At 50.1% G+C, this 17692-nt stretch carries 18 protein-coding genes and 1 pseudogene; 4 read left to right on the forward strand and 15 right to left on the reverse strand.

Translation table 11 applies throughout. From position 1 onward, the window contains the following. Positions 1-11 precede the first annotated feature (11 nt). From KNO75_RS08360 to KNO75_RS08380, 5 genes are all read right to left on the reverse strand, one after another. Complete coding sequence (locus KNO75_RS08360; RefSeq protein WP_196431207.1) at positions 12-836, reverse strand: carbohydrate ABC transporter permease; 825 nt, start codon at positions 834-836, stop codon at positions 12-14. 13 nt (positions 837-849) lie between these two features. Beyond that, positions 850-1785, reverse strand: a complete 936-nt coding sequence (locus tag KNO75_RS08365; RefSeq protein WP_214821029.1) for a carbohydrate ABC transporter permease — start codon at positions 1783-1785, stop codon at positions 850-852. 70 nt (positions 1786-1855) lie between these two features. Then, positions 1856-3178: an ABC transporter substrate-binding protein gene (locus KNO75_RS08370; RefSeq protein WP_214821031.1), complete on the reverse strand. Its 1323-nt coding sequence runs from the start codon at positions 3176-3178 to the stop codon at positions 1856-1858. 144 nt (positions 3179-3322) lie between these two features. Next, on the reverse strand, positions 3323-3577 hold the full coding sequence (locus KNO75_RS08375; RefSeq protein WP_214821033.1) for a hypothetical protein: 255 nt from the start codon (positions 3575-3577) through the stop codon (positions 3323-3325). A gap of 195 nt (positions 3578-3772) precedes the next feature. Beyond that, positions 3773-3916 carry a hypothetical protein gene (locus KNO75_RS08380; protein ID WP_214821036.1) on the reverse strand — a complete coding sequence of 48 codons (144 nt, stop codon included), beginning with the start codon at positions 3914-3916 and terminating at the stop codon, positions 3773-3775. Between the two features lie 221 nt (positions 3917-4137). On the opposite strand from KNO75_RS08380, the pseudogene tnpA reads away from it, so the two are divergent. Beyond that, positions 4138-4370: pseudogene (tnpA, locus tag KNO75_RS08385) on the forward strand (IS200/IS605 family transposase); the annotation flags it as partial. A 2-nt stretch (positions 4371-4372) separates the two neighbouring features. Continuing rightward, positions 4373-5449, forward strand: a complete 1077-nt coding sequence (locus tag KNO75_RS08390) for an RNA-guided endonuclease InsQ/TnpB family protein (protein WP_214821038.1) — start codon at positions 4373-4375, stop codon at positions 5447-5449. A gap of 354 nt (positions 5450-5803) precedes the next feature. On the opposite strand, the gene KNO75_RS08395 is transcribed toward KNO75_RS08390, so the two are convergent. From KNO75_RS08395 to KNO75_RS08420, 6 genes are all read right to left on the reverse strand, one after another. Continuing rightward, positions 5804-6754, reverse strand: a complete 951-nt coding sequence (locus KNO75_RS08395) for an acetylxylan esterase (protein ID WP_214821040.1) — start codon at positions 6752-6754, stop codon at positions 5804-5806. After that, complete coding sequence (locus KNO75_RS08400) at positions 6741-7625, reverse strand: ROK family protein (protein ID WP_214821042.1); 885 nt, start codon at positions 7623-7625, stop codon at positions 6741-6743. The genes KNO75_RS08395 and KNO75_RS08400 overlap by 14 nt, the downstream gene beginning before the upstream one ends. A 33-nt stretch (positions 7626-7658) precedes the next feature. Continuing rightward, positions 7659-8597, reverse strand: coding sequence for a mannose-6-phosphate isomerase, class I (gene manA, locus KNO75_RS08405; RefSeq protein ID WP_214821044.1), 939 nt, complete (start codon positions 8595-8597; stop codon positions 7659-7661). 62 nt (positions 8598-8659) lie between these two features. Beyond that, complete coding sequence (locus KNO75_RS08410) at positions 8660-9118, reverse strand: PTS sugar transporter subunit IIA (protein ID WP_214821046.1); 459 nt, start codon at positions 9116-9118, stop codon at positions 8660-8662. 13 nt (positions 9119-9131) lie between these two features. Further along, positions 9132-10544 (reverse strand): PTS fructose transporter subunit IIC, encoded by a 1413-nt coding sequence (locus KNO75_RS08415; RefSeq protein ID WP_214821048.1) that lies wholly within the window; start codon positions 10542-10544, stop codon positions 9132-9134. A gap of 96 nt (positions 10545-10640) precedes the next feature. Beyond that, the gene (locus KNO75_RS08420) at positions 10641-12431 is read right to left on the reverse strand and encodes a BglG family transcription antiterminator (protein ID WP_214821050.1); all 1791 of its coding nucleotides are present in this window, start codon (positions 12429-12431) and stop codon (positions 10641-10643) included. Between the two features lie 494 nt (positions 12432-12925). On the opposite strand from KNO75_RS08420, the gene KNO75_RS08425 reads away from it, so the two are divergent. After that, positions 12926-13378: a sigma factor gene (locus tag KNO75_RS08425; RefSeq protein WP_214821052.1), complete on the forward strand. Its 453-nt coding sequence runs from the start codon at positions 12926-12928 to the stop codon at positions 13376-13378. Between the two features lie 5 nt (positions 13379-13383). Beyond that, positions 13384-14298: a tyrosine-type recombinase/integrase gene (locus KNO75_RS08430; RefSeq protein WP_214821054.1), complete on the forward strand. Its 915-nt coding sequence runs from the start codon at positions 13384-13386 to the stop codon at positions 14296-14298. Positions 14299-14361: 63 nt separating this feature from the next. Here KNO75_RS08430 and KNO75_RS15145 read toward each other — a convergent pair whose 3' ends face one another. Genes KNO75_RS15145 through KNO75_RS08450 form a run of 4 tightly spaced genes read right to left on the reverse strand, consistent with a single transcriptional unit; the run spans position 14362 to position 17666 of the window. Continuing rightward, on the reverse strand, positions 14362-14775 hold the full coding sequence (locus KNO75_RS15145) for a lasso peptide biosynthesis B2 protein (protein ID WP_214821063.1): 414 nt from the start codon (positions 14773-14775) through the stop codon (positions 14362-14364). Then, positions 14772-15053 carry a lasso peptide biosynthesis PqqD family chaperone gene (locus tag KNO75_RS08440; protein ID WP_214821065.1) on the reverse strand — a complete coding sequence of 94 codons (282 nt, stop codon included), beginning with the start codon at positions 15051-15053 and terminating at the stop codon, positions 14772-14774. Before KNO75_RS08440 ends, KNO75_RS15145 begins: the two co-directional genes overlap by 4 nt. Positions 15054-15058: 5 nt before the next feature. Then, entirely contained in the window at positions 15059-15955 is an 897-nt protein-coding gene (locus KNO75_RS08445; RefSeq protein WP_214793238.1) for a hypothetical protein, read from the reverse strand. Then, positions 15942-17666, reverse strand: coding sequence for an ABC transporter ATP-binding protein (locus tag KNO75_RS08450; protein WP_214821067.1), 1725 nt, complete (start codon positions 17664-17666; stop codon positions 15942-15944). The genes KNO75_RS08445 and KNO75_RS08450 overlap by 14 nt, the downstream gene beginning before the upstream one ends. Positions 17667-17692: the final 26 nt, after the last annotated feature.

Genomic DNA, 17692 nt, shown 5'->3' on the forward strand with positions numbered 1-17692 from the left:
TCCTTTCTCTCTTAACCTTTCACGGCGCCATCTGTCGCACCGGAGATAAAGTATTTTTGGAGCGCCATGAATAAAATCAATGTCGGGATCGTCGTCAAAATCGACGCCGCGCTAATCAGTTTCAAGTTCGAGCCATCGAAGTTTTGTGACAGTTGCGCCAATCCGATCGAGAGCGTGTACATGCTGCTCTCCGTCGAGTTGAGGAGCGGCCACAAGTAGTCGCCCCACGTCCCCATGAACGTGAAGATCGCCAATGTGACGAGCGTCGGTTTGACGAGTGGCAATGCAACGCGATACCAGACTTGGAAGCGGTTCGCCCCGTCTAGGTATGCCGACTCTTCAAGCTCTTTCGGGATGCGTAAGTAAGCTTGGCGCATCAAGTAAATACCAAATGCCGTCGCCACCTGCATCACGACAAGCCCGATGTAAGAGTTGCGTAGACCGAGCTCTCCCGCGAGTTGGAAAAGTGGCGCCATGTACAGTTGGAACGGGACCATCATCGTCGCAATGATGAGCGAGAGGACGACGCCTCTTCCCCGGAAGTCCATCCGTGCGAGCGGATATGCCGCGAGGCTACAGAAGAGCAAGTTCAACGGGATGGCGATCGCCGTCACGATGAACGTATTCAAAAAGTAGAGCCCGAAGTTCGCTTTCGAGAACGAATCAGTGAAGTTCGCAAGTGTCGGGTCAGTCGGATAGATCGTCCCGTATATGCTTTCCCCTGGCGACTTGAGTGCCATGAACAACGTGATAAGGAATGGTCCGACCGTGATGACCGAAATGAAAATCATCAATAAATACAGCATGATTTTTTGTGTCGTTTGTTTACGTTTCATCTTCACTTCTCCTTTATGCCCGTAAATCTTCTTCTCGTGAACTCGTCAACTTCATCTGAAGCAACGAAGCGCCGATTGCGAGAAGGAGCAGGACGACACCAGCGGCGGATGCGATACTGACGTCCAGTGACATGAATTTGTTGTAGATGTACATGACGAGCGTCGTGGTCGCGCCAGCCGGACCGCCACCTGTCGTCAAGGCGATTTCTTCGAACACTTTCATCCCGGCGATGATCGTCATGACCGATACGAGCGTGACAGACGGTGTCAGCATCGGCACGGTGATGCGCCAGAATTTTTGGAAGGCGTTCGCCCCGTCGATCTCAGCAGATTCATACACATCTTTCGAGATCGATTGAAGCCCTGCCAAGTAGATGATCATGTAGTAGCCCAAGCCTTTCCACACCGTGATCGCGGATACCGCGACGAGGGCGGTCGAGCTTTGGACGAGTAAGTTTGTCGGATTGTCAAACAGACCGAGCGATACGAAGATCGACGAGACCGGTCCGCTCTGTGAGTACAGCATCTTCCACATGAGGGCGGCGACGACCATCGGCGTGACGACCGGCAAGTAATACAAGATGCGGAACGTCGAGACGCCTTTGATGGCCTGATTGACGAGAACTGCTAAAATCATTGGCAAAAAGATATTCAATGGAAGGACGATAATCAAAAATAAAATCGTGTTCCATAACGCGAGCCAAAACGACGTATCTGTAAAAATCTCTTTGAAGTTGGCGAGTCCGACGAACTCTCCAGTCCCCGCAATGATTTTATAGTCCAACAAACTCCAATGGAACGCCTCGACGATTGGAATGACGAGGAACGTGCCGAGCACGAGAATCGATGGGAGTAAGAACAGCCAAGGGGTGAGGAGGTTTTTCTTCTTCCGTCTGACGGCCTTCGTTTTCGTGACCGATACAGGGAGTGCTATATTCTCTTTATTCATCTTCAGGTCTCCTTCCAATAAAACGAGCTGAACCAAAAGAGGGGTCTCCTTTTGATTCAGCTCTCAACGTTTAGAATGTCACGCTCTCTCCAGATTTCTCGAACGCGTCATCCCAAGCTTTCGCAAGTGCTTCTACTGCTTCTTTACCTGACATCTTTCCTTGCAAGTTTTGTACGAAGATGTTCTTCGTCGCCTCACGAAGTTCCGCACTGTTCTCAGTCGGTGGAACGAGAACCTCGGCACGTTCAAGTGATTTCGAAGCTTCCATCATCCCGAGCGCTTTCGGTGAGTCACCCGGATTCGTGAAGTAGTCGTCCTCGAGTGATGCTTTCGTCGATGGAAGGACAGTTCCGGCCGTCTTCGCGAATTCGAGTTGGTTGTCAGCATTCGTGACAAACTCGGCGAATGCGACCGCTGCCTCTTTGTTCTTCGTCTTCGCCGGTACGGCGAAGTTCATGACCGCGACGTTGACCGGTGCGTCTGACGCTTCAAGCGGTTGTCCTGCTTTTGAGACTTCATAGATATCTGGTGCACCGCTCTCGACCGGTCCGAGGAATGTGACGCCTCCTTCGAGTAATGATGTATTGCCTGCCATATAGAGTTCTTGGCCTGTCTTGATTGATCCTTCTGCCGCTTCTTGCGGGATCAACCCTTCGTCATACATTTTTTGCATCGTCTCGAAGTAGTTGATGATATCTGCATTGTCGGCGAATGTCGCTTTCCCATCCTCGACGATCGGTTCACCTGCAATCGAGACCATCTTCTCCATGATGGCGTTTCCGTCATTGATGACCGGATAGAACGCCGGTTTGCCCGTCTTGTCCGTCAACATTTTTGACGCTTCATAAATACCCTCTGTCGAAGTCGGGACTTCTTTGATTCCCGCCTGTTCGAAGTGGTCCCCGTTGTACCAAGAGACCGTCGTCGTCAAATACCAAGGAAGTGCGTACAGTTTTTCTTCGAACATGCCAGACTTGTATGGACCATCCACGTAAGCCGTTTTCGCTTCTTCCGACAACATGTCGTCAAGTTCGAGCAATCCGCCCTGTGCTGCGATGTTCGACATGTAGTGTGGGTTCAAGTTGACGACGTCCGGGACATCGCTACCTGTTAGAGATGTCAGTACTTTTTGCTCCATCTCGTTTTGTGGCACGTCCTCGATGACGACATCCACGTCTGGATGCATCTCTTCAAACTCTTTTTCAATCTCGTCAAAATACGAATCGAATGGCTCCCCTGCGAGTGAGGCCGTCCACATCGTCACCTTCCCTGACAGTTCGCCGTCACTCGATGCCGAACTGCTCCCAGACTCTTCATTGCTACAAGCCATCAAGCCGACTGACAAGGCAGCGATCGATGCGCTCGCCGCGAGTTGTTTCGTACGTTTTTTCATCTTTCATTTCCTCCCCGAGATAAAATAGAAAGCGTTTTCACAAATTCATCATATCGTCTTAGAAATCTATTTGCAATACTAAAATCAAAATGAAAATGATTTTCTAAATGAAAACTCGCCCCTTTTCAGAGACGAGTCCAATGGTTAGAGCCCTTGACGATCGATGGCGTATTGTAGCCATTGTTTCATGTCAGCTGTCCGTGATTGTAAGCGGTCATATAAAACCGGCTCAATCTGGTCCTGTTCTTTCATCACGTCTAACGATTGCTCGATTCGATGGATTTCCTCGATTTTGAGCGTCTGCTGTCTCGCCGCCTTCTCGAGACGCTGGATCTCCTTGGCGAGCGCACGCCCCGCTTGTTTATCCATCGCCTGTTTCGGCATATACAGACTGTTCATCTCGCGCCGTGTGTCTTTCCCCGTTTATAAGACGAGACCGTTCTCTGGAATCTGACTATTTCCACCCCTCTTCTCCATCGCCGTGTACATGTTGATTCCGACTTTTTCGAGCACGACTTCCGTACTTGCCGGATTCGTCTCCGTGTAGTAGCTGAACTGTTCGTTGAAGATGATGAGTTGCTTCTGATTGGTAAGTTAGTTGATGCTCCCGACGTGCATCTCGTCACCTGAGGCGTCGATGACTTTCATCGTTTCCTCAGCCGTTGCCTCTTGCATCGGTAATAGACTTCCTGACAATGTGAGGCTCAGTGTCGTACCGACTACTTTACGTTTATTCATCCCATTCGCTCTTCCTAAAAAGTAATCGTCTACATAAATTCCGAGCGGGTAAGCCCACTCCTTCAGAGATGAGATGAACTTGAAGTCAGGTATAGTGTACCACCAAAAATAAGAAGGCCTTTGATACTTCAAGTATTTTAAAATTGTAATCTATATGTTCCACACAATTGTTTCAGTTTATGTATATAACAGATTATAATATGTGTATAAATTAATATAGAATAACCAATACGACCGTGTCCTTGATCAACTATCATTTTGTTTTGTGTCCTCGATATCGAAGAAAAATATTTCTCCGTGCCGATGTAGAAACACGTTTCAAAGAGTTGGTGCGAGAGATATGTGAAGAATTAGAGATAATCACTGTGCCTTAGAATGTGGCAAAGATCATACATATATTTTCCTCAATGCCACACCAACTCTTAGCCCTGCAGATCAAATCAAGGGGGTGACACCGTGTCTCAGACGTTGACAGTCAACATAAAACTGATACCAACAAAAGAACAGCAGCTTATCTTAGAGGAGATGATGAAGACCTACATCGAGACGACAAATCGACTTGTCTCGGATATGGTGGAAGTCCGGGCGACGCTCAAGTTGACGAGTAAAAGTGTCTACTCGCCCTTGCCTAGCGCCGTCAAGAACCAGGCCATCAAAGATGCCCAGAGTGTCTTCCGGAAAGTGAAGAAGTCGAAATACAAAGTCATTCCGGTTCTGAAAAAACCTTATTGCACGTGGAACAATCAAAACTATTCGTTTGATTTCGAATCCATTTTTCTTCCAATCATGATAGACGGGAATGTTAAAAGAACAGCCATCCGTGCCGAGATGATCGATCGAGACAATCGAAACTTCTCCCTTCTGAACAACAAGCTGGGTACGCTTCGTATCACGAAGAAGTCGAATAAATGGACGGCCCAAATCGCCGTCACAGTCCCTACAGCTAAAAAGACAGATACGAAGGTTCTCGGTGTGGATGTAGGCTTAAAAGTCCCAGCAGTCGCATCGACTGATTGTGGCAAGGCGAAGTTCTTTGGGAACGGTCGCGAGAACAAATATATGAAGCGTAAGTTTCGGGCGAAACGAAAAGAGCTCAGACAAAAGAGAAAGCTGAACGCAATCAAAAATCTGAACAATAAAGAACAACGTTACATGAAAGACAAAGATCACAAGGTGAGCCGTGAAATCGTCAATTTTGCAAAAGAAAATAACATTTCTGTTATTCGCCTCGAGAAATTGGCGAACATCCGACAGACGGCAAGAACAAGACGTAAACACAATAAGAATCTGCATACATGGTCGTTCTATCGCTTGGCAATATTTATCGAATACAAGGCGAAGCTAGAAGGGATCAAGGTCGAGTATGTCGACCCGGCATACACATCTAAGACATGCCCTTCTTGCGGAAAACTGAATAAAGCGAAAGACCGGACCTATTCGTGTCCGTGCGGATTCAAGAAACACAGAGACATCGTCGGTGCGATGAACATCCGAACCGCACCTGTGGTTGATGGTGACAGTCAACCAGCCTGAGAACCTATAGGGTCTGTCTCAGGAGGGGTGATGACACACCCTTATCTGAAGGTTTGAGCAAAACAGAAATGGACTGCGCTCGCATAAGTACTTCAGAATCCCACTCATCCCAAAGGGTGAGCTTGCGGCTTCAGCCGTGGGAGTGTCAAAAAAACAACATAGCATAGAAGGTGCTAGGTAAAAATAACCATTTTACTTTTATGGAATTTATTGAAAATTATTTTCATTTTGAGAATAAAGCGACTCTTCTTACGTTCTTCTCAATTGCTGACTAGTTCCATTGTCCCAATATACGGACGAGGTCTGACTTGTCCGTGCCGAATGAAAAAAACTCCGTCAAATTCGACGGAGTCGTTACAACAACGGTGCCAGAAACTTCAGTTTTTCTTCCTCGTGGCGGCTCGAGAGACCGTGTCCATATTCCGGATAGACGCGGAACGCCTTCTCACCGGAGAGTTCACGGAATAGCGCATAACCGGTCGACGGAGGACACACCTCATCCAAGAGTCCGACCCCGACCATGACGGGACAAGTGATGCGTCTTGCGAAATTAACCCCGTCGACATACCGAAGCGTGTCATACAAGAGGTCTTCCGATTCATGAAGAGGATCGTGTACTTTGAAGTAGTGCGAGATTTCTAAATACGGCCCGTCCGTCGCCAGCTCGACCCCTCTCGGCATATCACAGAGGAACGGGATATCGATCAAGGCGGCCTTCACTTTCGGATGCAAGGCGCTGACGCCGAGTGCGATGCCACCGCCCTGGCTCCCCCCTTCGACGATTGCTGATTTCGCACCCGACAGCATGAGGGCGACATCGAGCGCACGGACCGCATCCAGCATGACACGCGTATAATAATACGTCTCCTTCTTGAAAATCCCTCGCGTCATCCATCCGGCGGCACCCCCTAACGGCATGAGCACGGACTGCTCCGAGTCCATCCCTTGGTCGCGTGTCTCAACGAGAAGCACCGCCATTCCTTGCACGACATATTTCATGGCGATGTGAGGCTCGTGCGTATTCCAGTTGTACCCGTGATAGAGGACGACGACGGGAAGCGAGCGGTCGATTGTTTTTGGTTTGATGAACGTCGCCTTATGTACGATTGCCCCATGCGACATATAGCGGACTTGTTCCATCTCAACGTTCCGGACGTAAGCGGGGATTGGATTCCGCTCGATCTGCATCGGAACCTCCCGCAACGTCTCGAGCTCTCGCTCCCAAAACACATCAAAATCGTCCGGCATCGTGACGCCCGATCGGTAAGCCTCTAACTCACGGACCGACATGTCAACGCCCGGCATGCACGACATCCCCCTTCTTGATTGCGAGGGCGAGCGCCCCTTTTAACCCGGCGAAGTCGCCGAGTGTCGGTGGGACGATATACGTCTCCACGTCATCTACAAACGGGTTTTGGATGTAGCCGTTCATCTTCTGTCGAAACGCTTCGCGCACTTTCGGGAACAGATGTGACTGCTTCATGACACCACCGCCGAGAATCATCCGTTCCGGTGCCAGAATGAGAGCGATATTGACGAGCGCCTGTGCCAGATAATCTGCCTCGATGTCCCACGCCGAATCGGTCGGGTCGAGCAAGTGCGCCTTCTTCCCATGTCTCGCCTCGATGGCAGGACCTGACGCCAGCCCTTCGAGACAGTCCCCGTGATACGGACAGACACCTGTCGACATGTCATCCGGATGACGACGGACCACCATATGTCCCATCTCCGGATGCCCCATCCCATGGACGAGTTCACCATCAATGACGGCTCCTGCCCCGATCCCGGTCCCGACCGTCATGTAGAGACAACTCGAGACGTCTGTCGCCCCGCCGAACGTCATCTCCCCGAACGCCGCCCCGTTCACGTCGGTATCGAGCACGATCGGAACTTGAAAATGTGCCTTCAACACGTCATAGAGGGGATAGTTCGCCCATTTCACTTTCGGTGTCGTCGTGATGTGTCCATACGTCTCACTCGCCGGGTTCAAATCGACCGGACCGAACGTGCCGACGCCGAGCGCCTCGATCGTCTCTCCTTCAAAGAACGCGAACACGCTTGCCATCGTCTCTTCCGGATCGGTCGTCGGAATGGAAGCGTGACGGATGATGTCCCCCGTTTCCGTCCCGATCCCACAGACGATTTTCGTACCTCCTAATTCAATCGCTCCAAACATAGATGGCTCCCCTTTCTAGTAATGATGTCATGGTCACTTCACATTGCAATCGCTTACAATTAACTCCATGCTACCGGTCACGATGCGTGGTTGGTCACTTACCGTCACGACGAGATGGTCGCCCTTCTCAAGCTGTATCCCATCTAGCGTACCTGTCCCATCGAGTACGCTGACAAGTCGGAATCGGTCCAGTGGCAGGAGCATGAAGCCATCTGCGACGTCCATCCGATAGACGTTGAACTCGTCCGTCTCAATCAATGTCTGAACCGTCCCACCCGTCACGTCTTTCGTCGTCGGATGGACGATTGTCGGTTTATCCGGTACCGTCGTCACTTCAATCGCTTGATCGAGATGAAGCGTACGGACATTCCCTTCATCATCTGTCCGGTCAAAGTCATATACCCTGTATGTCGTGTCCGAAGACTGTTGCGTCTCGAGGATGACGATCCCTTCCCCGATCGCATGGATCGTCCCGCTCGGTACGAAAATGAAATCGCCCGCCTTCACCGGTTGACGACGTAACAACGTGTCCCACTCACCGTGCATAATCGCCTCGGCCAACTGTTCTTTCGTCTCCGCCGTGTGCCCGAGAATCAATTCCGCGCCCGATTCCGCCTCGACGACGTACCAACATTCCGTCTTCCCGTACGGTTCTCCTTCTAGACGCATCGCTTCCTCATCGTTCGGGTGGACCTGGACGGACAAGTCGTCCGCCGCATCGAGCAGTTTGACGAGGAGCGGGAAGCTGTCGAGCGTGTAGGCGCCGAACAACTCGCGTTTCTCCTCCCACAGTTCCGCGAGCGTATTCCCCGCAAACTGGCCGGAAGTGACAACGCTCATCCCGTTCGGATGGGCCGAGATGCCCCAACACTCGCCGATGTTCCCTTGTGGCAAGTCATACTCGAACGTCGTCTCGAGCTTACGCCCTCCCCAAAGTCGTTCCTGAAAGACTGGTGTGCATGTCAAGATCATGATTCATTCCCCCATTTCGATGTCTACACCAAGAGGACGCTCTCTTTGAGCGCCCTACCGGTTTACGCATGTACCGTTTCAAGTTGTGCCATGACGTCCTCGACCGTCGTCGCCTCTTGTAGATGACGACGAAACTCATCATCGATGAGACGTCGGCTCAAGAGGGCGAGCATCCGTAAGTGTTCGTCCCCTTCGGCTGCCTCGGGGACTCCAATCATGAAAATCAGTTTGGCCGGTTCCCCGTCGAGGCTGTCCCACTCGATGCCGTTCCGTGCTTTCGCGAATGCGATGACAGGACGTTTGACAGCGTCCGTCTTCCCGTGCGGAATGGCGACTTCAAAGCCGATGCCGGTCGAACTGAGCGCTTCCCGACGCTCCAATGCCTCCAAGTACGACAATCGGTCGTTCAGATAACCGACACCTTCCAGTTTATGCGTCAATACATCGAACGCTTCTTCCCGTGAAGTGACATCCAAATCAAGTTCGATCAGTGATTCTTCCATGTAATCCATAAGTTTCATCTCGATCTCTCCCTTAGCTAACTTGTTTCAATGATTCTGACTTTACGTTTTTCCGCTGAGCACGCTCTTTCAAGAAGATGGTCGTGAACGCCGTAATGAGCGAGCCGATGAGGACCGACACGAAGAACATGATGACATTGTCGACAGCACCGAGCACCGCCACGACCGGTCCCCCGTGAGGCACGTTATTCGTCACACCGACCGTTATGGCGATGGCCGCACCGACCATGGCGCCGATCATATTGGCCGGAATGACGCGGAGTGGGTCACCTGCCGCGAACGGGATGGCCCCTTCCGTGATCCCAACAAGCCCCATCATGAAAGCCGCCTTTCCTGCTTCCTGTTCTTCTTTCACGAACAGCTTTTTACGAAGGAATGTCGCGATGCCCATCCCAAGCGGTGGGATACAGATGGCAACGGCAATCGCCCCCATGATTCCCGTCTGTCCTTCGGCGATCATCGATGCACCGAATAGGAAGGCGACTTTATTGACCGGTCCCCCCATATCGAAGGCGATCATGGCACCTAGTAAGAGACCGAGCACAATCTTACTCGACCCTTCCATCCCTTGGAGCATGGACGTCAGGCCGTCCATGAGTCCGGCAATCGGTGCGCCGACGACGAAGATGAAGAGCGCGGCGATGGCGACCATGCTGATGATTGGAATGACGAGAATCGGCATGATCGGTTGAATCATCTGTGGAACTTTCCACGTCTTGATCCAACGGACGAGATACCCGGCTGCGAAACCTGCCAAGATTCCCCCGAGGAACCCGGCTCCGGCTTCGGACCCATAAAAGCTACCGTTCGCCGCAATGTATCCCCCGACGATTCCCGGCGCGAGTGCCGGACGGTCGGCGATGGCATAGGCGATATACCCGGCAAGGATCGGTACCATGAACATGAACGATGCCGACCCGACATCGAGCACTTTCTGCCAGACCGACCCTTCCGGAATGGCCAGACCGTTCGCGGTCGGCTCTCCCCCGATGGCGAGCGCCAAGGCGATCAATAATCCCCCGACCACGACGAACGGGATCATATGGCTCACACCGTTCATGAGCGCCCGATAGACGATGTTCCCGTCTTTCTCTTTCTTGACGTCCTTCGCCGTTCCTTTTTGGACCGGAGCTGTCTTGACGCGCTCGATCAGTTCGGCTGGTTGCTTGATCGCCTCGGCGACCGGGACGACGACGATCCGTTTCCCAGCGAAACGGTCCAAGTCGACCGCCTTGTCCGCGGCGATGATGACACCGTCTGCTTCTTTAATCTCCTGTTCGGTCAATCCGTTCTCGATCCCGATTGATCCGTGCGTCTCGACTTTAACGTCATGTCCGAGCTCCGCACCCGTCTTAGACAACTTTTCAGCGGCCATATACGTATGGGCGATGCCGACCGGACAAGCGGTGATGGCAACAATCTTCATAGCGATTTCCCCTTTCACATTGAATGGATTTATGCTTGGCTACACGTATACTTTACTCGAATATGAAAGGGGTTTCAGATGATGTTTTGCCGTTGGCTACGGCAACAGCAAGTTACGGAAGGCACGCGGGTCTTTCGACTCGACCAGTTCCCGAACGAGCTTTGGGTTCTCTGTCAATGCGGCAATCTCTTCGAACAAGTGGGTCGAGAAGGTTTGATCCGAATCACGGAATTGCAGAAGGAAAATGAGGCGGACCTGTTCGTCCCCCCAGGCGATCGGGGTCCGCGACACGAGCACGTCGATTCGGTTCGTCGTCGCCAGTTCCGGGTCCCCGTGTGGGATGGCGACACTCTGTCCGATCGAGGTCGAACCGTTCCGTTCCCGGTTGTATACGCTTTCAGAATACTGTTCGTCAATTTGTGCCGCATCCATCAACACATGCAACGCGTGTCCGCGTGACAGGACGTCATCGACGAATTGAACGTGCTCGATGAGGGAGGCGATGGTCGCGTACGAGTTCCCGTTCACCCCGATCAGCTGACGCAACTGATTCACGTCTTGCTCGGTCAAGACGGCAGAGACGACATGTACCGGGATTGTCCGTTCCTCTAGCTGGACCGTCGATACGATCAAATCGGGTTGATGCTCCCGAACTTGTTTCTCAAGCTCACGTAGCGACGAATAGGCGACGATGTGAATTGAGTCGTGAAACTGGTTGTGCAGTCGCGCCGCAATCAACTTGCTCGTCCCCATCCCGTATGTACAGACGAGTAGGATCCGCTTCTTCTCCTGGCGCCGACGTTCTTCGAGCATCGTCTGGAAATGGAGCGTCAAGAATCCGACTTCATCTTCGGTGACGTAAAGGTCGAGCTCGCTCTCTAAGATCGAGGCATGTCGCAAGACGGCCGCATAAGTGGCCGTGAAGCGCCGTTTGATTTGATCGAGGAGCGGATTTTGTACATACGCTTTGATTAGTTGGCGATATACCATTGGCCGGATGTGGGCAAGGAGCGACCGATATAACTCTCGCTGTAAGGCACCCCCGTAAATCGTCCCGTTCACGGCGAGGGCGAACCGATTGGCGGCTCGTGCGACTTCTGGCGTCACATGGTCTTCGGACGGGTTGAACTCTTGCGCACCCGATAGCGCCAGCATGAAGTAAGCCCGCTCTTCTGCCGGGATCTTCATCCCGAGTGATTGTTCCAGCGTATCCACTTGTCGCATCAGGGCATCAAACCCGCGTGTCGCACGTGCCACCTCGAACCCTGTTGACGAGAGGGTCACATAGGCGCGGCGCCGTATCCGTTTGAGCGACACGAGAAGACGTGCCTGTAAGAGTTCGGACGCCGTATCCGCATATTGTTTGTTTACCTCCCTCTCCCAACCTGTCAGGAAATCTTCGACGAGTCTCACGTCTTGCGCGTGGGACTGTCGCGAACGAGTCTTCACCAACAGTTGGGTCAACCATTCCCGTCTGACGAGCTCTTCCCCTTCGATACGACAATATCGGCGATCAAACGTTAAATGAGCATCCTCTACCATCTGTTCGATCGCATCGATGTCCTGTTTGACCGTCGCTTCACTGATATAGAATGTGCTGGCGATTGCGGCAGGTGACGCAATCTCGTCAAACAAGAGTCGGATGAGGATTTGTTCGACGCGTCCCTCGTCGTGCGCCGTCTCCTGCATCGGGACGTAATGGTTCTCAAGGAGCCGCACCCCTTTCCCCCGACTCGTCTCAATCTGTACCTCGGACAATTTCTCGAGCGTCCGTAGCTCGGTCCGCACCGTCCGCTCCGAACAGTGGAGCGCCCAGGCGATATCCTTCGTCGACATCCATTCCTTATGTTGTAACAACGCGAGTAACTTTTGCTGTCGTTCCGTCATCATGCATTCCACCTTTGACAGTTTTCCACCAAAAGCATAGCACAAGAATTCCAGACGCCAAGACATTTCTTTGATGGTGTGAATCAAGAGGACGAGTCATGACCGCCCTATTTCCCGTGATTTCGCTTCGTTCAAAACATAAAAAACGCAAGAACAGGAAGGCGCTGTACCTCCACATTCTTGCGTGTATCAATGTATGTACAACTTGTATGAAATAACAAAAGTCGGGTTCTAAAGATGGATCGAACTCTCAGCAAAACTGGTCACTCGTATCATTTCGCTGGTTAATACAACGCCTGCAGGAAAGAAACGCTATTCCCCCCGCCTAGCGACCGCCCTTATCACACATAAGCCCAGGGGATATCTCCGATAACATGGGGATTAAGGTGACAGAGGCGTTAAGCATTGGTGTAACAACGACAGAAAGGAGAAGAATAGCGTTTATACTCGCTCTAACCTAGGAATACGAAAGAGCGCTCGGAAAAGAACCGAACATGAAAACGATTGACGAACAAATCACAGAATGGGAGCCGATGATCCATTACGTCATCCGCCACTTGAACATCCACCCGAACGAGCAAGACGACTGCGTTCAAATCGCCCGCATCGCCCTATGGGAAGCCTTGAACCGAGGCTGCACGCTGTCGAAGACGTACTGTTTCCAACGCATCCGTGGAGCCATCTTGAATCATCAACAAAAGAACGCCCGACACTTGAAACATGAGGTCGCTGCCGAACGGATTCCCGAGCAATGCATGTCATCCGAGCGCCATCTGATCGACTGGTTAGACGAACAGCGCAAGAATTTAACCCCACGCCACTTCGAACTTCTCTGTCACCTGATTGACGGCACGGAACAGACGCTCGACTACTCCGCGAGCCGATTGCGGGCGTATAAGGCCGATGTTCAACGTGAGTTGCGAGAAGAGTTGTATTCGAAGGAGTGAACAACATGGAACCGATTCAAATCAAAGAAGCAATCACGCGTTATCTGAAAGATGTGGAGGTGCGGCAACGACGCTCCCCTGAGACGGTGAAGACGTATCGGAACACGTTACGCCGATTTGAGCAGATGATGCAACAGTCGAATGTGGTGTTTCTGAAAGACGTGGACGAGGCACACGCGTTCTCATATCGAGACAAACTTATATATGAGGAGCGAGCATACAACACAATCAAAAAATATGTGAGTGTGCTTAAAACCTTCATGGTCTATGCGGTCAATCAAGGGTGGATCACACGTAATCCATTTGTATTCGTCAATGTATCCGGTGCCGAAGCAAAACGGCAATCCGTCAGTTTAAGCCGAGAACAAGTGAACCAGCTATTACACCATGCGCACAATGCGACATTGTATAATATTTTTTTGATTGGTTGTGACGCCGGCTTCCGAATCAGTGAGACGTTAGATTTAAAACTCGAGGATGTTTCGTTTGAGTCGAACGACTTAATCATCCGACATGGGAAGGGGAATAAAATGCGGGAAGTGCCGATGACCGAACGGATCCGAAAATCGTTGGAGCGTTATATCCAAATCGAACGACCAAAACTAGACAAGGACTCGCCATACTTGTTCATCATGCCGAACGGGTCAAAAGTCCGCGCAAACTATGTGAATGAATATCTCTTGGAAGTGTCGAAAGAACAGCTCGGCTTTGGAATCACGAGCCATGTACTCCGTCACAGCTTTGCAACGGAACTCTATAACGCCGATGTCAAAATCACGAAGATCAGTCGGTTACTCGGACATGCTTCAACTGAGACGACCGAGTTATATCTGCACATCTCGAAAGAACAGAATCAAGAAACGATTGAAGTGTTGAATGCGAAGAATCGGGAGGTTAGTAAATTTTTGAAAAATAAATAAGCATATCCAAAATCAAGAGGCGAACGCAAAAAGCGAACATCCGAATCAGTCGGATGTTCGCCCTCATCTATAAAACGTTTGGGTCACATGGAAAGTCTCATGCCCTTTCTTACCTGTAACGAACTGTTCTCCCGAAATGGTCCACGAATGAGCAATCATGGATCCGTTATTATCTCGTTTCACACCTAAGTACGTACTCGAGGAAATTTGTCGCCTCCCGAGCATCCAAGCAGCAGCTAACGATTGCGCCAAGCAATTACTCGTCCACGGAGTGTGACGACTTGCTCTTGCAATCGCCACTTTGACACTCAACATACGATGCTCACTTCTCTCTCGTATGTTAACTGGATATTCTCCCCCTAATCCTTTCGAGACAAAATGAAACGGAAGAAATAAGACACACGCACGTGCAACCCCTAGAAGGCAAAACGCCTCGAATGCTAAAACATATTCTTGTACACTATGCCTCGGTTTCATCGCACCAAAACGATTTCTTTTGAGGCCATTTGTTCAACGAATGCAATCACATCTCGCATACACACATCAGTATCCACTTCATAACGCTCGCATAAACGACTCACAATCTCCTGAACGGTACGTCCTTCTCCAACCTCTTCCCAAATGGCGACCCCCGTTTTTCCGATACTATAATACTTGCCATGTTTGATACTCATCATCACGATTTCACCGTCCATCGGTGTCGTTAACATATTTGGATTTTGTTTTACTGTTGTCGATTCATTGATTGTCATCATATCATTCACACCTTTATATGTAGTTGTTCTAACATCATGTCACAAATTTGCTGTTCAAACGGTATACCGATTGGTCTCTCGATTCGAAATATATAAACATGACTTGCGATACGCATAATCTGTTGTAAGTACGATTCATGCGGCCGCAGGTGCGCAAGCAGCTCGTTTCGATACGTATGCGTCAGCAACGTTTTAACCTTCTCGATCCCTGTAACATGACACATCTGTACATCAGTTAAATCTTGAACCGGACTCACCTCGAAAATAAACTGAAGTGGAACCATCTCTTTTGCGAATGCTTGTTGTCGAACGACCGAGAATTTGGTCCTACCTTCGACTTGCCGCGTGACGCCCCTCGCCGTTTCAATCTCCCAGCGTGTCACGACATCCTCCCATAGCTTTTGAGATGGGTACGATAGATGCACATATGGGACATCTTCTTTGAACGCGATAGCAGCGACATCGTCCGTCACGAAAGGATACCCTCTATCAATCATCGCATTGGCGATTGTAGATTTACCTGCCCCTGATTGACCCGTAATAAGAAGCCCGTGCCCTTCAACATCGAGCACACTCCCATGGAGCGGGACTACTTGACGTTGATGGAGTACACAACCTAAACATGAGCCGAGAAGATAAAGTTTCAATTGTTCTGTCGTTGCTTCAGGATTGGGATCAACCGTAATCGTTTGCCCGTTTTCAACTTGAAATCTTCCCACATCAGGGATATGTAAATAGAATCGTTGTTCCTCGATCGCATATACATCATTTTCAAATGTCGCTTGATTCGGACGCTGGACTTCGCCTTTTCGAATCCAGACGTCCCCACCGACACCAATAGGGACTTCATCCAATTCAATCTCCGACGATACCTGTAACCCGAACACTTCATAATGGTGCATATAAATCACCCCGCTTCACAATCTTTCCTTGTTCGAAATAAATTATTTGATCGGCTAACTGCGCAACTTCTTTTCGATGCGTGATGTAGATGATTGTCGTCTCGTGTTTCAGACGATGCAATGTCTGATGAATATTCATTTCTTGAGCTTCATCGACAGCTCCCGTCGCCTCATCCAAAATCAACAGTTTTGGACGTTTCGCCAAAGCTCGTGCAAGCACGATGCGCTGACGTTCTCCACCAGACAAGGAGTGACCGAAGTCACCGATTCTCGTCTGCAAACCATTCGGTAGATTATAGACAAAGGTAGCCTCTGCCATCTCAATGACCTCGTGCAATGCTTCATCTGTCAGATTTGGATGCCACTTTCGAAGGTTCTCCTCAATGGTCCCATTAAACAAATAAGGGTGCTGAGGGATGTATGCAATCAACTCGAACCATGTAGTTCGATCAACAGAGGATAGCACGCGGTCATCAATCAACAGACGGCCACTCGTCGGTTGATGAAACCCTAGCAATAAATCAAGACAAGTACTTTTCCCTGAACCTGAGTGTCCTGTCAGTGCTACGGTCGTACCTGCTTGAATCGTCATATCAATGTGTTGAAGCGAGAATCCACGGTGCTCCGGATACTGGAACGACACGTTCTCAAAGCGTAGTTCGCGAGCAAAAGAGATTGGTTCAACCGGATGCTTCGAGTCGCTTCGTTGTAACTGAGCAAGCGTTTGATGATAAGACTCAAAGCTCGGCAACGCCGACAAAATAGATTGAAGATGTCGTTGCGCATTGGAAAATGACGGCCAAAGTCGACTAAAAATCAAGAGAATCACAAGTAAAGATGCGATATCTTGACTGAATGCCAATAGACCAAAACCAAGGAAAAGACTAATGAGAAGCGCCGCCCCGATTTTAAAGGCACTATCGACTTTCGTCTGTTGGACCGTGAATGCTGTAATGTTATGTCGAATGTCTTCGGTCGTCTCCTGAAAGTCTGAGATATGTCTCTGCTCTGCCCCGTACGACTTGATTTCTTTCATCCCATTCAATTGATCCTGAACCGCTTGCTGCAAGTCTCGATTGAGATGTTGTAGTGAGAATCCAAGTTGCCTGACATGTTTCATCGATTGATAAAATCCGACGAACAATAGTGCGCCACCAATCAATACGTACATCGTGAGCGTAGGAGACAAATAGAACGCAATCAACAGTTGCGGTATCGCCACAAGGATTAATGTCATGAGTTGAATCATCCCTTGGATACCTAAACTAATTCGGTTAATTTCAACAGTAAATAGGCTGACATATCGACTTTGTGAAGTTTGCACGACATCTGATGTTTCAGCCGAGAAAAGACTAGTGAATAAATCATCTCGTAATGTCTGGACGGCGCGTTGTAAGAGCGATACACTCGCTAGCGTCGCCTTTCGGTTCACCCAGACACTCATACAAATCAGTACAAAATATAAGATAAAGACGACCGCAAGCTGTATAGAGAACGACCAATCACTCGAGAGGGTCATCCATACCTTTGTTTGATTCGGAAGGGACAAACTCGTTAAAGACAAGAGGGGCAGAATCATCAATATCCCCGCTCCAGTCAACAAGGAATTGAGGCTACTCCATACGATGACTCGCCATACATCTCGTCGAAACGCTTGATACATATATTGAATGAACGTCTTCACGTCATGAATCATTTGGGATAAGTTCATAAGTTGACTCGCTTTCCGTTAATAAA

This window comes from Exiguobacterium sp. s35 (genome assembly GCF_018617535.1).
GTDB lineage: Bacteria > Bacillota > Bacilli > Exiguobacteriales > Exiguobacteriaceae > Exiguobacterium > Exiguobacterium aestuarii.

What these genes read in the sequence shown, in the direction of transcription:
- KNO75_RS08395 (WP_214821040.1), bottom strand. Translation starts at nt 6,754, where the DNA reads ATGCCGGGCGTTGACATGTCGGTCCGTGAGTTAGAGGCTTACCGATCG.
- KNO75_RS08375 (WP_214821033.1), bottom strand. Translation starts at nt 3,577, where the DNA reads ATGAACAGTCTGTATATGCCGAAACAGGCGATGGATAAACAAGCGGGG.
- KNO75_RS08420 (WP_214821050.1), bottom strand. Translation starts at nt 12,431, where the DNA reads ATGACGGAACGACAGCAAAAGTTACTCGCGTTGTTACAACATAAGGAA.
- KNO75_RS08365 (WP_214821029.1), bottom strand. Translation starts at nt 1,785, where the DNA reads ATGAATAAAGAGAATATAGCACTCCCTGTATCGGTCACGAAAACGAAG.
- KNO75_RS08410 (WP_214821046.1), bottom strand. Translation starts at nt 9,118, where the DNA reads ATGAAACTTATGGATTACATGGAAGAATCACTGATCGAACTTGATTTG.
- KNO75_RS08445 (WP_214793238.1), bottom strand. Translation starts at nt 15,955, where the DNA reads ATGCACCATTATGAAGTGTTCGGGTTACAGGTATCGTCGGAGATTGAA.
- KNO75_RS08415 (WP_214821048.1), bottom strand. Translation starts at nt 10,544, where the DNA reads ATGAAGATTGTTGCCATCACCGCTTGTCCGGTCGGCATCGCCCATACG.
- KNO75_RS08440 (WP_214821065.1), bottom strand. Translation starts at nt 15,053, where the DNA reads ATGATGACAATCAATGAATCGACAACAGTAAAACAAAATCCAAATATG.
- KNO75_RS08380 (WP_214821036.1), bottom strand. Translation starts at nt 3,916, where the DNA reads ATGAATAAACGTAAAGTAGTCGGTACGACACTGAGCCTCACATTGTCA.
- KNO75_RS08450 (WP_214821067.1), bottom strand. Translation starts at nt 17,666, where the DNA reads ATGAACTTATCCCAAATGATTCATGACGTGAAGACGTTCATTCAATAT.
- KNO75_RS15145 (WP_214821063.1), bottom strand. Translation starts at nt 14,775, where the DNA reads ATGAAACCGAGGCATAGTGTACAAGAATATGTTTTAGCATTCGAGGCG.
- KNO75_RS08360 (WP_196431207.1), bottom strand. Translation starts at nt 836, where the DNA reads ATGAAACGTAAACAAACGACACAAAAAATCATGCTGTATTTATTGATG.
- KNO75_RS08425 (WP_214821052.1), top strand. Translation starts at nt 12,926, where the DNA reads ATGAAAACGATTGACGAACAAATCACAGAATGGGAGCCGATGATCCAT.
- manA (WP_214821044.1), bottom strand. Translation starts at nt 8,597, where the DNA reads ATGATCTTGACATGCACACCAGTCTTTCAGGAACGACTTTGGGGAGGG.
- KNO75_RS08400 (WP_214821042.1), bottom strand. Translation starts at nt 7,625, where the DNA reads ATGTTTGGAGCGATTGAATTAGGAGGTACGAAAATCGTCTGTGGGATC.
- KNO75_RS08370 (WP_214821031.1), bottom strand. Translation starts at nt 3,178, where the DNA reads ATGAAAAAACGTACGAAACAACTCGCGGCGAGCGCATCGATCGCTGCC.
- KNO75_RS08430 (WP_214821054.1), top strand. Translation starts at nt 13,384, where the DNA reads ATGGAACCGATTCAAATCAAAGAAGCAATCACGCGTTATCTGAAAGAT.